Here is a 13,187-nt window from a genome sequence, read left to right on the forward strand (position 1 = left end):
TGCTGAATTTAGGTTCAGCAGCTTTTTTTGGTTAAATGGGCCGGAGACAAACCCCTGTTTCATAATTCAGGGATTTTTTTCATTGTAAGTTAGTGTACCTTTATTTAAGCAACCTCAGACTCCTTTGCGTGAACTTTTTGCATAAACTTATTGACATCACTAGGAACCTTACCGTCTAATTTAGAAACGATATATACGGCAAGGAAGCCAATCGGAACGGTAATTAGCCCTGGAACATTGAATTGTAGGAAGTTAGGTAGTGTGTCTTTAAAGAAAATCATATACATCGATGAAGCAAGTCCAAGAAGAAGTCCGGCAATTGCCCCTTTTTCTGTCATGCCTCGCCACCATATTCCCAAGATGAAAATGGGGGTGAATGTACTTGCGGCAACAGTGAATGCAAGGGCAACAAGATGACCAATTGAAGCCTCTTTAACAAGTAATCCAAGTGCCCCGTATAACATACCAAGAATGAGAATAGCTACTTTACCAGCAATAACACGTTGCTTTTGAGTAATGTCTTTCTTGAAAAACGTGGCATATACATCATGAGCAAGTGCTCCAGAGCTTGCGATGAACAGACCTGACAAATTTGAGAAAATGGCGGCAAAGGCACCAGCGATAACAAGACCTAGCATCCATTCGCCACCTAGTGCTTGAGCTGTAGATGGAACAACCATGTTGTTCCCACCCGTAATAAGGTTACTCATAACTTGTGAAGAAGCCTCACCTTTGATGAAGATTGCGCGACCAACTACTCCAAGATAAACAGCGAATAAGAAGAATACGCTGGCAATACCGATCGCCATTAATGCAGAACGTCTAGCTGCTTTTGCACTAGGGTTTGTATAGAAACGTAATAATAGATGAGGGAGACCAATTGTACCAAGGGAAAGACCGATCGTCATCGAAATTGTTTGCCAGAATGTGGGGAAGTAGTTACCTGTTCCGGACCAGGAATCACCATCGACAACAAAATCTTTGCCATCAATTGTGTATTGAGCGGTGTTCATAATTGAACCAGTAAAATCATTTATATTCGCTAAAATGGTATGGTAATGAAATCCGGCATAAACAGCAGCAATAGTCATTGCGATAAATGCAGCAAGACGGATCCATAGTTCAAGGGCTTGGTTCACCGTGGTTCCTTTCATGCCACCGACTCCAACATAGAACACCATAATGGTACAAGTGAAAATAATTCCAAATTCATAACTTGTTCCAAAGAACATACTTAATATTTGTGCTGCACCAAGTAACTGAGGTGCTGCATAAAATCCTGAAATTGCCAAGACGACAACAACAGCTGTCAGTCGGGCACGTTGACTATGGAAGCGATAGGCGAGGAAGTCGGCCACTGTAAAAGCACCGAATCGGCGTAGTGGACCAGCCACGAAAATGGCAAGCAAAGTTAAACCGATGGAGAAACAAAACGCATAATAGGCTCCGTCATATCCTAATTGGAAAGTTAGGCCGGCGATTCCAAGGAAAGTGGCTGCACTTAAATAGTCTCCACCAATTGCTGACCCGTTCGTAAACCAACCGAAGCTACGTCCTCCAACAAAGAAATCACTTGCGTTTGAATTTCGTTTTGCTAAATATGTTATATAGACAATTGTTCCCATCAATATAATTGTCAGTAACATTTTTGGCTCTAGTAGAGTTTTAATCAATTAATGTTCCTCCTCTCAGTACGGCCAGCATTCTTATACTCGTACTTTTTAAGTCGCTTCTCATAAAGTGAGGTGTGAACATAGGCAATAATGAAAGCTAATGCCATCGCAATGACACTAGTGAAAAACCATGAATACGTCATGCCACCAAAAAATTTAGAAAAGAAAATTTCAGGCATATACCAATTTAAAATCGGAATGGAAAAGATAAAGATGTAGTAACAAATCGTTAGTTTAAAACCTGTTCCAAATTCTTGTTTCATGACTCTGCTTGTTTCGGCATCAAGTGGAGCTAAATCTTTAATGTCCACTTTTTCTGCTGCCACGTATTCGTAATCGTCATTGAACTCACTAGCCATCTTCTTACAACTCCTTTCGTTATTTTTTATTGTACTTGAAAATCAAACGAGGTACCTTTCGAAATTTTGTTTGATTTTTACATAATTATGCTCAGTATCCAGGGGGAAATAGTATAATGGTTAATAAATAGAATTTTCTGTCAAAATAGGGGGGAACATGGCGTATTGTGTAAAATTATTAGTGAACGATTCGATGGAAAAAGAAAAAATTGTAACTTGGCTAGCGCATCCTTTTTTTGAAAAACTAATTCTCCGAGATGACTTAGAGACATTCTGTAACGATGAAATGATTATAATAATGGAAATCAATACGCCATTTGATTGGTTAAAGGTAAGAAGATTGCTCAAAAAGCATTCAAATTTACTCTTGTTTCCATTGATTGACGCCTCGATGATACAAACGGCCCCTATTGCGATTGAACTTCAGCTACCATCGTTATTCATCAAACCTATTAGTAAGCATTTATTTTATCGGAATATAAAAAAAGTACTGGGTTCATCTAATAGGAACATGGTTACATTTGAACAGGAAGAAGATTATCCAATCGATGAACTGTTTTTACAGAGTATTCTTAGAGAAGAAGTAGCTCTTGAGCAGATGAAAACCTTTTTAATAAAAGGGATGATCCCGAATGTGGTGTACTTCATTCAAGGTTTGGTGCTTTCGCCAAAGAGGGAGGAGAACGAGGGGTGGCAGGCTTCGAGCGTAATTCAAAGAAAGCTAATGAAAGCGTTTGCCACTATTGAACATGATGTCTACTTTCTTCCCTTTAGGAAGCATTTATTGTTTACGCTGAAAATTCCTAAAGGTATCTCTGCTCCGTGTTATTGGGAGGAAGGAGAAAAGACAATCGTTGAACTGATAGATCACTTGAAGCATCAATATGGCATTCAATTATATATAGGTGTGGGCTCTATCCATCGAGAGTTATCAGGTTTAAAAAAGTCTTATCAAGAAGCAAGAACGGCTCGGAGGAGTCCGCCCAGACATCGATTATCCCTACGCTATTTCGATGAAATTCCAACGAATCTATCTGTACAAACGAGCATAGATTATATTACTGAACACTTCGCGGAAAACTTGACGATTCAACAAGCGGCAAATGAAGTTAATTTTAGTCCAACATATTTTAGTAGAATATTTAAAAAAGAAACTGGTCATGGCTTCGTTTCCTATTTAACATTTGTGCGTATCCAAAAGGCAGTATGGCTCTTGCGGCACACCGATCAAACGATAGAAAAAATTGCTTTTGAACAAGGTTTTAATACGCCCAACTATTTCAGTACAATTTTTAAAAAGGTAGTGGGGCTTTCACCAAGTGAGTATCGAACAACGAGAGAGATAATATTCATATGAAGCATGTTAATGTAGTTGGTAAATATTATAAAATATGGATTGCACAAGCGATTCAAGAAAGATAATGATATCCACTTGGTGAAAAAGCAACAGAGACTTCCTAATGAAGGGAGTCTCTGTTATTTTTGTTTTCTAATGTGCTGCTGGTGATTTTGAGCAGCTTTGTTTGAATAGATCAGCCTGCGTTTTTAAGCAATTCGTTCGACTTGATGACCGGTGCCCAGAAAGTAACCGGGTACATAAACTGGTTCAAATGTGTAAGTTCTTTTTTATTGGATAATGCAGTGGATAGAAGATAAATGGATTTGAAGGTTAGGTCATTGGCGAATAGGTCCAAAAGCGTCGCTTTCATATTCATGATCGCTTCATGGTTTTGTGTGGAAATCATTAAATCGAGCTGTGGCAGGAACTTATCAAAATGTTGATCGAATTGTTTGAGGTCCTCCATGGTTTTTTGTTTTTCTGTCAACGAGTTAAGCGAGCTGACAAATTCCCCGTATTGTTCACTTGAATCCCTTTTGATTTTTTCAGTCAAGATATCCGTCAGTAATGAAGTAGGCAAATGTTCCATTTTCTGCACCCTCTTATCTATTTGCTATTAATTATAATCATTATAGACGCAAAATTCAAAAAGTTATGATTGGTAATTCTGCTGCATGTGAGTGTGGATTGAAAAAACACCGTTCGTATAGAACGGTGTCAAAAGTCATCATCTCTTTTCGATCGCGACAATGAATGGTGGATTGTTTGCTTGGTTGATGAACCCGTATTTCAGGATATGGGCTTTCTGTTGAGGGAAGTTCTGTACATAATCCATCAATGCATCCCGTTCTGCCGATCCCCCTGGATGACCATGGTAAATGACGAGGATGATGATGCCTTCAGGCGCCAGCAGTTCGAACAGCTGTTCAATGGCTGATATCGTCGTATCGGCTTGGGTGATAATTGATTTGTCTCCGCCAGGAAGGTAGCCTAGGTTGAAAATGGCACCCGTGATCTTTCCGGAATGCTCTTTCCTGATGTATTTGCTTAAATGTTCATGCCCATCGTGAATGAGGGTGCAACACTCTTGTAAATTCTCGGCGTTCAGTTTCGCCGTTGTGGTTTGGATCGCTTCTTTCTGAATATCAAAACTATAGACATGTCCGTTTACACCTGTAAGTCCTGCAAGAAAGACCGTATCAAAGCCGTTGCCCATCGTGCCATCTATGGTTATATCCCCGGGGTGGACCGCTTTTTCCAGCAGAATCCTGGCGAATGGCAAAATTCGATCAAGCTTCATGATTGTACCTCCATGTGATGATTTTTCCCCTGCCAGCTGTTGCGGCGTTTCAATTCGGCGTCAATGGCATTCAAGACATCCCATTTATTGACGCTCCACATTGGACCGATCATCAAATCGATCGGACCGTCACCCGTAATGCGGTGAACGATCATTTCTGGAGGGATTATTTCCAGCTGGTCACATACCAGGCTGACATAATCGTCACGGTCAAGAAACTCGAGCAGGCCTTTTTCATATTGTTTGACCATCGGTGTCCCTTTTAATAAATGAAGTAAATGGATCTTTATCCCCTGAACATCGAGTTTGGCGACTTCACGGGCAGTTTCCATCATCATGTCGTAATCTTCCTGAGGAAGGCCATTGATGATATGGGAGCACACGCGGATGCCGTGTTTACGCAGTTTATCGACGCCTTCTTTGTAGCAATCGAAGTCATGGGCACGGTTGATCATCGTCGCGGTCTTTTCATGGACCGTCTGGAGACCCAGTTCCACCCAAAGGTAAGTGCGTTCGTTCAATTCCGCTAAATACTCGACCACATCATCTGGAAGGCAATCCGGGCGCGTAGCGATCGAGAGTCCGACGACACCTTCCTGGGTCAATACACTTTCATATTTCTCGCGAAGCTCTGCCACGGGTGCATGCGTATTGGTGAACGCTTGGAAATAGGCCATATATTTTCCATCTTTCCATTTATGATGCATCCGTTCGCTGATCTTCTTAAACTGGACGTCGAGGGGTTCGACCCTGCTGCCAGCAAAGTCACCAGAGCCAGAGGCACTGCAGAAGGTACAGCCGCCATGTGCGACGGTGCCATCACGGTTCGGACAGTCAAAACCGCCATCAAGTGCAACTTTAAAAACCTTATGACCAAAATGTTCCCTAAGGTGGTAATTCCATGTATGATATCGTTTGTTATCCGTTGCATATATAAACGGGTTTGCTTGATTCAAATCAGCAACCTCCTAAATAAAATAAAGCGCAACATATATTATACAACATTCTCGCAGCTAGGTCTTTTTTTGAAAAAAAAGCGTATACTGTATACTTGAGGGCTAAACATTTTGCTGCTATTTCCAGTATATCTTTGAATGACTATATCCTATCGGGAGCTGATGGACATGACCGGTCAAGTTGAAGAAGCGATTAATCAAATGAAAAAGAAATTAGCCGAAAATAATCAGGTGATCGAAGTAAATGAAGATGGGTTCATATACAAAGCCACTTGCACCTTCAATTCACCTGCTTCGGATGAACAAATTCATTCCTTTGAAAAGAAAACCGGACTGCTTCTGCCCGAGGATTATAAGGAGTTTTTAAAAATAACGAATGGATGCCGTCTGTTCGATAATGTCGAATCGGGCGGGGAAAATGATTTATACAGCTTGGATGATATCATTAATTACACATATGAGAATCCCTACGAGGGATGCTATAAAGTGGCCTGCATTTATCAAGATAATATCGTCATCGATGGGGAAGCCGTCGCTAAAGGCGATAAGGAGTATTTAATGGTAAAAGGCCATATCGATGATTTTGAAGAAGGCGAGAAGCTCCATATGGGCTTTGCCGAATGGATCGAGCAGTTCATTTCCCATCAAGGTGAGAAGTTTTGGGATAAAGGTTGATTGCTCAAAAAAAATGATAATCCACCCGTTATTTGCTCAAACTAGAAAAGATGATTCCGAATCATCCAAATGAGACGCGAAGGAGAGGGTTTGACATGGCAACCAGACAATCCGTCGATCATTTTTTAGAGCAATGTGAAGGGGCTCTCCATTTTGCAGAGTTTGAATTTAACGAGGCCTCACGGCAGGAGCATTATGATGATGAACAATTTCAAAATTCGCAAAGGTATATCGAAGAGGCTTTGACGGATATGGAACGATTGTATGCCAGTTCGAATGACCAGCAACGGGAAATGCTTTCGCGGATGAAGCAGCAGTTGAATGAATTGAGGAATGAAATGATTTTACTGCGACATTAAAGGGAAGCAAGGGAGCTATGAATGCATAGCTCCCTTTTTTTTGCACGAATTTTCCTGAATTCGCATATATAATGAAAAACCTGTCGATAATGTTTATGTACGGCTATTGCAATTATCGGTGAAATTGACTAGAATGAAATAAAATCCAATATTCTCATAAAGACTATGATGAGGAATAGTAGCGGTTTAAACCAGTAAAGAGAGTTGACGGATGGTGCAAGTCAACCTGGGATCATCGTGAACTCGCCTTGGAGTCCCGGGTGTGAAGGTGAAAAGTAATGCCTGGCGTTTTAATCCATGTTACGGATGTTTTAAGCTGGGCGGATTTTAGCTATCGCCAATGTGGGTGGTACCGCGGGAAGATATACATAATCCTCTCGTCCCTATTTTGGGATGAGGGGTTTTTTATTGTTTTTTATACGGAAATTAGGAGGAAATCAAATGAGTTTTGACCATAGAAGCATAGAAACGAAATGGCAAAAGTACTGGGAAGGCAATAAGACATTCAAAACGGGTGAAGAAAGCGGCAAACGTAAATTCTACGCGCTGGATATGTTCCCATATCCTTCAGGGGCCGGTCTTCATGTGGGGCATCCGGAAGGTTATACCGCAAGCGATATCCTTGCACGGATGAAACGGGCGCAGGGGTATAATGTATTGCATCCGATCGGCTGGGACGCTTTTGGACTTCCGGCAGAGCAATATGCGATCGATACGGGAAATGATCCAGCTGAATTCACGGAGCACAACATCAACACGTTCCGCCGCCAAATCAAAGCCCTTGGTTTTTCTTATGACTGGGATCGCGAAATAAACACGACAGATCCCGACTATTACAAATGGACGCAATGGATCTTCTTGAAATTATATGAAAAGGGCCTGGCATATATTGATGAAGTGGCCGTTAACTGGTGTCCGGCACTTGGCACGGTATTGGCTAACGAAGAAGTCATCGATGGGAAAAGTGAGCGTGGGGGACATCCGGTTGAGCGCCGTCCGATGAAACAATGGATGCTTCGTATCACGGCGTATGCAGACCGCTTAATCGACGATCTGAATGATGTGGATTGGCCGGAAAACATCAAGGATATGCAGCGTAACTGGATTGGCCGTTCCGAGGGAGCGGAGGTTACATTCAATATCGATGGCTTTGATGAAACATTCACGGTATTCACGACTCGTCCGGATACGTTATTCGGTGCAACATATGCCGTATTGGCACCTGAACATCACTTTGTCGATAAAATTACGACGGCTGATCAAAGGGCGGCAGTTGAAGCCTATTTAGATGAAGTGAAACATAAAAGCGACTTGGAAAGAACAGACTTGGCAAAGGATAAATCGGGTGTGTTCACGGGGGCTTATGCCATTAACCCTGTAAACGGCGAAAAAATGCCGATCTGGATTGCCGATTACGTGTTGATCAGCTACGGAACAGGTGCAATCATGGCCGTTCCTGCCCATGATGAGCGTGATTATGAATTTGCAGTTAAGTTCGACTTGCCGATCAAGGAAGTCGTAGCTGGCGGAGATGTGACAAGTGAAGCATATACAGGTGATGGACTTCATGTGAATTCGGAATTCCTTGATGGATTGAATAAGGAAGATGCCATTTCGACGATGATCAAATGGCTGGAAGAAAAAGAAATCGGTACGAAGAAAATAACATACCGCCTTCGCGACTGGTTATTCAGCCGTCAGCGTTACTGGGGTGAACCGATTCCAATCATCCATTGGGAAGACGGCACGATGTCTTCAGTGAAGGAAGAAGATCTTCCATTGATTTTACCGAAAGCTACGGACATCAAGCCTTCAGGTACAGGCGAATCACCTCTTGCGAACATATCGGAATGGGTGAATGTAACGGATGAAAACGGACGAAAAGGGCGACGTGAGACAAACACGATGCCACAGTGGGCAGGAAGCAGCTGGTACTTCCTTCGTTATATCGATCCTGACAACAAGGAAGCACTTGCAGATCCTGAAAAATTAAAAGAATGGATGCCGGTCGACATTTATATTGGCGGCGCTGAGCATGCAGTGCTTCACTTGCTTTACGCTCGTTTCTGGCATAAGTTCCTGTACGATATCGGTGTCGTGCCAACGAAGGAACCATTCCAAAACCTATTTAACCAAGGAATGATCCTTGGCGAGAATAATGAAAAAATGAGTAAATCCAAAGGGAATGTCGTGAACCCGGATGATATCGTTGAAAGCCATGGTGCCGATACACTTCGCATGTACGAAATGTTCATGGGGCCATTGGATGCTTCGATTGCCTGGTCCACAAACGGATTGGACGGTTCCCGCAGATTCCTTGACCGTATCTGGCGTTTATTAGTCAACGATGACGGTACGATCACAGATAAGATGACAGAGACGGATGACACGGGCAAGCTCGAGAAAGTCTATCATCAAACTGTTAAAAAAGTGACCGAGAATTATGAGGAATTGAAATTCAATACGGCGATTTCACAATTGATGGTATTCATCAATGATGCTTATAAAGCAGATTCTCTTCCTAAGGTGTATATCGAAGGCTTCGTAAAGCTGCTTGCACCAGTTGCACCGCACATTGCAGAGGAACTTTGGTCTAAACTGGGCCATTCCGAGAGCATCACGTACGGAACATGGCCGGCTTTCGACGAAGCGAAGTTAGTGGATAACGAAGTAGAAATCGTCATCCAAATCAACGGAAAAGTCAAAGCGAAATTAATGGTGCCGACTGACACTACGAAAGAAAAACTGGAAGAAATCGCGATGGGTGATGATTCCATCAAAGAACAAATCGATGGAAAAACCATTCGTAAAGTGATTGCCGTACCAGGCAAATTAGTCAATATCGTCGCAAACTAAATAAAAATGATTGGAAGCTGTCCCGCATATTTTTACTGCTGGGACAGCTTTTTTTCGTGGCATTGGCTGACCATGGGAAAAAGGTCATATTAGGATTTTCGCCGATTTAAATCTATTAACATGAAACTACCGAATGTTGACATCGAATATCGTCATGAGATGACCATCGGAACTCAAATATCTTGCTTAATTGGTACATGAGAATCATTTTTCGGCTTGATGGCCAAATAAATCAAGCATTTGACATAAAAAAGGGAAAAAATTGGTTGATAAAATTTTACAGTGTGATAGTTTGGTATAGTACTGTTATTTTTTAACCAATTATTGGAGGGGAAACCGTGAAATTTAAGAATGTGAGTCGAATTACGGCGTGTGCACTAATTTTTACACTGATTTTCAGCTTGATGGTTCCACTAAATTCTAAAGCTGCAGCTGTAACACCCATTGAAAATGTAAAAACGATTAAAAATGGGGACACTCTGGACGGAAAGTTTGAAAAGCCGGATGTTCAGTGGTACGAAATCAGTCCCACAACAGAAGAAATACAAAAGTTCTCCCATATTGAGTTCGAAGTCAATTCGGACAAAATCTTGAATATCTCCGTATATCAAGATAAAGAAAAAGCAGAAAAAGATGAGAGCAATTATTCTGTCTCTTCTTATCCTGATGAAAAAGCTGTAGTCGATTTCCCATATGCTTGGGAAGGCACGTATTATGTTAAAGTTGAATATTTCGGCGATACGGATGATGAGGGAAATCCCATCCCGGATGCGGAAAATGTAGCTGAATACTCAATCAATGCGCATTCAGTGACATTGCCGCCATCTTCTGGGGACGAAGGGGAGGACCTCGAGTCATGCCCGGTTGAACTAAGTGTCAACGATAAGAAAACGGGAGAATCGATGTTGAAAACACTCCGTGTGTTTAGAGATGAAGTTCTCACGAAGTCGTCTGAGGGACGCACCCTTTCTTCTTTATACTATAAGGCTTCGCCATTCCTGGCTCTTCATCTTGCTGGTAATAAAACGGCAAGGGAAGCCGTTTATAATCACTTAGTCGAGATTAAGCCCCTTATTGAGGATCTTAATGAAAATGGAGCAAGCAGTACGGCGGTCATCAGCAACAAGCAGCAAGAAGCGATTAAAGCTTTATTCAACAAGGCGGCAGGCGTCGCTCCAGCTGGGCTGAAAAAGGATATGAACGGCATTGCAAAGAAAATCAATCTTGATAAGCTTGCAGGCGAGAGAATCGTCGATATCGCAAGCAAAGCGGGAATCGAACTTCCGGCTTCGAAAAATATAAAGAACAAATATATCGTCAAACTTAAACCTGGGAAGTCATTAAGCGCTGTCCAATCCAAGGTAAGCGGAAAAGGATTTGGAACATTATCGGCACCTAAGCAACAAGAGGTTCTGTATGATGGTATGTATGTTGTAGAGTTAAAGAATCAAGCTGAAATGAGCACAGCAGCTCTATCCAGTATTGAAAACCTTCCAGAAGTGGAATATATCGAAGCGGTAAAAACGTACAAAGCGCTTTCAGCCGATATTCAATCACCGTATCAATGGTCTTTAGATAACGCTGGTGGAGAAGAGGGCATAAAGGGAGCGGACATAGATAACGAAAAACTGCAGAACCTTATTAAGAAACGTAATTTAAAAGATACATTGGTAGCTGTTATCGACACAGGTGTCGATGATTCACTGGCGGATTTGAAAGATACGGTCCGCATGGACTTAGGCAAGAATTTCATTGATAAGAAAGTAGATGCAGTCGATGACAATGGCCATGGTACACATGTATCCGGAATCATCGCTGCCAAAGCCGATAATGGATATTCCATGCAAGGAATCAATCCAGCAGCTAAAATCATGCCTGTAAAGGTCTTGGATTCTTCAGGATCTGGAGACATGGAGAAAGTTGCACTAGGCATTAAATATGCCGTGGACCATGGTGCCAAGGTCATAAACCTTAGCCTGGGCGGAGGATATAGCAGGACGATTGAATATGCCTTGAAACATGCCGCTGCCAAGAATGTAATGGTTGTCGTAGCAAGCGGTAATGATGGTACGGATGGTCTATCTTATCCTGCATCTTCTAAATACGCCATATCCGTCGGTGCAACCAATGCCCTTGATTTAGTTTCCGATTATTCCAATTATGGATCGAAATTGGACATGGTCGCTCCAGGGACAGGCATCCCGAGCCTTGTACCTAATGGGAATGTTACCTACATGGATGGTACATCAATGGCAGCTCCGCATGTTGCGGCAGCTACAGCCTTGTTATTATCCGGAAACCCTGGGTTGAAAGTGAATGAAGTAAGGGAAATCCTTCATGAGACATCGGAATATGTTGCTTTTGAAGAAGAAGATAATGTAGACCCTTATGAGGGCTATGAACCAGAAGATGGAGAAATCATAATACCGGAAGAAGAACTGCCTGTCGGAAAAGATTTAGTCTCTGGGTATGGAAGGCTGAATGCGTACAGTGCACTTAGTGCAGTGGATTTACAAGCTAAAGTCAATCTTGTGATGGATACGCAAACAAAACTGACTGGTTCAGCTAAAAAAGGTTCAGTAATCGAAGTGAAAAGCGGAAACAAAACGCTCGGTAAAGGAACGGCGGCAGCTAACGGAACGTTCACCGTTACTATTCCGGTCCAAAAAGCGGAGCAGCTGCTTACTGTGAATATCTCTGATTCTTCCAAACTAGCAGTATCTTCAATCAAAGTATACGTGAATAAGGGTGCAACCCCTAACAAGCCAACTGTAAAAGCTTTAAGTGACAAAGATACGTATGTAACGGGTCAATCACAAGCAGACATGAAAATCACGATCAAAAATAGCGCAAAAAAAGTGATTGGTTCAGGTAACACGGACAGCAAAGGGAATTTCAAAGTGAAAATCAGCAAGCAAAAGGCTGGCACTAAACTTTCAGTCACAGCTACGGACTTAGCAAAACGTGAAAGCAAGGCGGCAACCGTGACTGTTCTCGATAAAACAGCCCCGGATGCACCGAAAGTGAATGAAGTAAGCGATAAAGCTACCTCAGTAACAGGTAAAGCGGAAATCGGTTCAGCCGTTACCTTGAAGTACAACAATAAAAATATCGGATCGGCAACCGCTGATAAAAAGGGGAACTTCTCCATTAAGATCAGCAAGAAAAAAGCAGGGTCCGCATTATATGCCTCTGCAAAAGACAAAGCGGGCAATACAGGAAAAGCAGCAAAAGTAACGGTTAAAGATAAAACCGCTCCAGGTGCACCGAAAGTGAATGGAGTAAACGACAAAGCAACAAAAGTAACTGGTAAAGCGGAAATCGGTTCAACCGTTACCGTGAAATACAACAATAAAAACATCGGAACGGCAAAAGCTGATAGTAAGGGGAATTTCTCCATCAAAATCAGCAAGAAAAAAGCAGGATCCGCATTATATGTCTCAGCAAAAGACAAAGCGGGCAATACAGGAAAAGCAGCAAAAGTAACGGTTAAAGAATCTAAATAGCAATAAGAGGTGAAAGCCGTTTAACTCTCATGTTAAACGGCTTTTTTTTGTGCGACTATTTTTTTTGACTTGCCAATGGTCCTTTTTTAGTAACATAAGTCTTGTTTTATAAAATAACTATTTTAAGGATATGCAGGATAATTGAGGGTAAAATAATAAATTTA

The 13,187-nt window shown here is 41.9% G+C and carries 10 protein-coding genes and 1 other annotated feature; of the genes, 5 read left to right on the plus strand and 5 right to left on the minus strand.

Annotation, left to right across the window (positions count from 1 at the left end):
- Positions 1-104: 104 nt before the first annotated feature.
- Together QFZ73_RS14470 and QFZ73_RS14475 are read right to left on the minus strand one after the other, a co-directional pair.
- Positions 105-1,673: a sodium/solute symporter gene (locus QFZ73_RS14470; protein ID WP_251434223.1), complete on the minus strand. Its 1,569-nt coding sequence runs from the start codon at positions 1,671-1,673 to the stop codon at positions 105-107.
- A complete protein-coding gene (locus QFZ73_RS14475) occupies positions 1,670-2,032 on the minus strand; it encodes a hypothetical protein (RefSeq protein ID WP_307267276.1) in 363 nt (120 codons plus the stop codon). The genes QFZ73_RS14470 and QFZ73_RS14475 overlap by 4 nt, the downstream gene beginning before the upstream one ends.
- Positions 2,033-2,225: 193 nt before the next feature.
- Between QFZ73_RS14475 and QFZ73_RS14480 the strand changes: the two genes are divergently transcribed.
- A complete protein-coding gene (locus QFZ73_RS14480) occupies positions 2,226-3,389 on the plus strand; it encodes a helix-turn-helix domain-containing protein (RefSeq protein WP_307267279.1) in 1,164 nt (387 codons plus the stop codon).
- Between the two features lie 175 nt (positions 3,390-3,564).
- Here the strand turns inward: QFZ73_RS14480 and QFZ73_RS14485 are convergent, their stop codons facing one another.
- The 3 genes from QFZ73_RS14485 to mnmL form a co-directional block, all read right to left on the minus strand.
- On the minus strand, positions 3,565-3,960 hold the full coding sequence (locus QFZ73_RS14485; protein WP_251434226.1) for a hypothetical protein: 396 nt from the start codon (positions 3,958-3,960) through the stop codon (positions 3,565-3,567).
- Positions 3,961-4,098: 138 nt separating this feature from the next.
- Positions 4,099-4,671, minus strand: coding sequence for a tRNA 5-(aminomethyl)-2-thiouridylate-methyltransferase MnmM (gene mnmM / locus QFZ73_RS14490; protein ID WP_307267285.1), 573 nt, complete (start codon positions 4,669-4,671; stop codon positions 4,099-4,101).
- The gene (gene mnmL, locus QFZ73_RS14495; RefSeq protein ID WP_307267287.1) at positions 4,668-5,627 is read right to left on the minus strand and encodes a tRNA modification radical SAM protein MnmL/YtqA; all 960 of its coding nucleotides are present in this window, start codon (positions 5,625-5,627) and stop codon (positions 4,668-4,670) included. The genes mnmM and mnmL overlap by 4 nt, the downstream gene beginning before the upstream one ends.
- A 168-nt stretch (positions 5,628-5,795) precedes the next feature.
- Between mnmL and QFZ73_RS14500 the strand changes: the two genes are divergently transcribed.
- From QFZ73_RS14500 to QFZ73_RS14515, 4 genes are all read left to right on the plus strand, one after another.
- Positions 5,796-6,302, plus strand: coding sequence for an SMI1/KNR4 family protein (locus QFZ73_RS14500; RefSeq protein ID WP_251434231.1), 507 nt, complete (start codon positions 5,796-5,798; stop codon positions 6,300-6,302).
- A gap of 95 nt (positions 6,303-6,397) precedes the next feature.
- Entirely contained in the window at positions 6,398-6,661 is a 264-nt protein-coding gene (locus QFZ73_RS14505) for a DUF2524 family protein (RefSeq protein ID WP_034310579.1), read from the plus strand.
- 156 nt (positions 6,662-6,817) lie between these two features.
- Positions 6,818-7,049, plus strand: a binding site (T-box leader).
- Positions 7,050-7,102: 53 nt separating this feature from the next.
- Complete coding sequence (gene leuS, locus QFZ73_RS14510) at positions 7,103-9,517, plus strand: leucine--tRNA ligase (RefSeq protein WP_251434234.1); 2,415 nt, start codon at positions 7,103-7,105, stop codon at positions 9,515-9,517.
- Positions 9,518-9,855: 338 nt separating this feature from the next.
- Complete coding sequence (locus tag QFZ73_RS14515) at positions 9,856-13,023, plus strand: S8 family peptidase (protein ID WP_373458936.1); 3,168 nt, start codon at positions 9,856-9,858, stop codon at positions 13,021-13,023.
- Positions 13,024-13,187: the final 164 nt, after the last annotated feature.

Origin of the sequence: Peribacillus sp. V2I11 (assembly GCF_030817135.1) — a bacterium.
GTDB lineage: Bacteria > Bacillota > Bacilli > Bacillales > DSM-1321 > Peribacillus > Peribacillus simplex.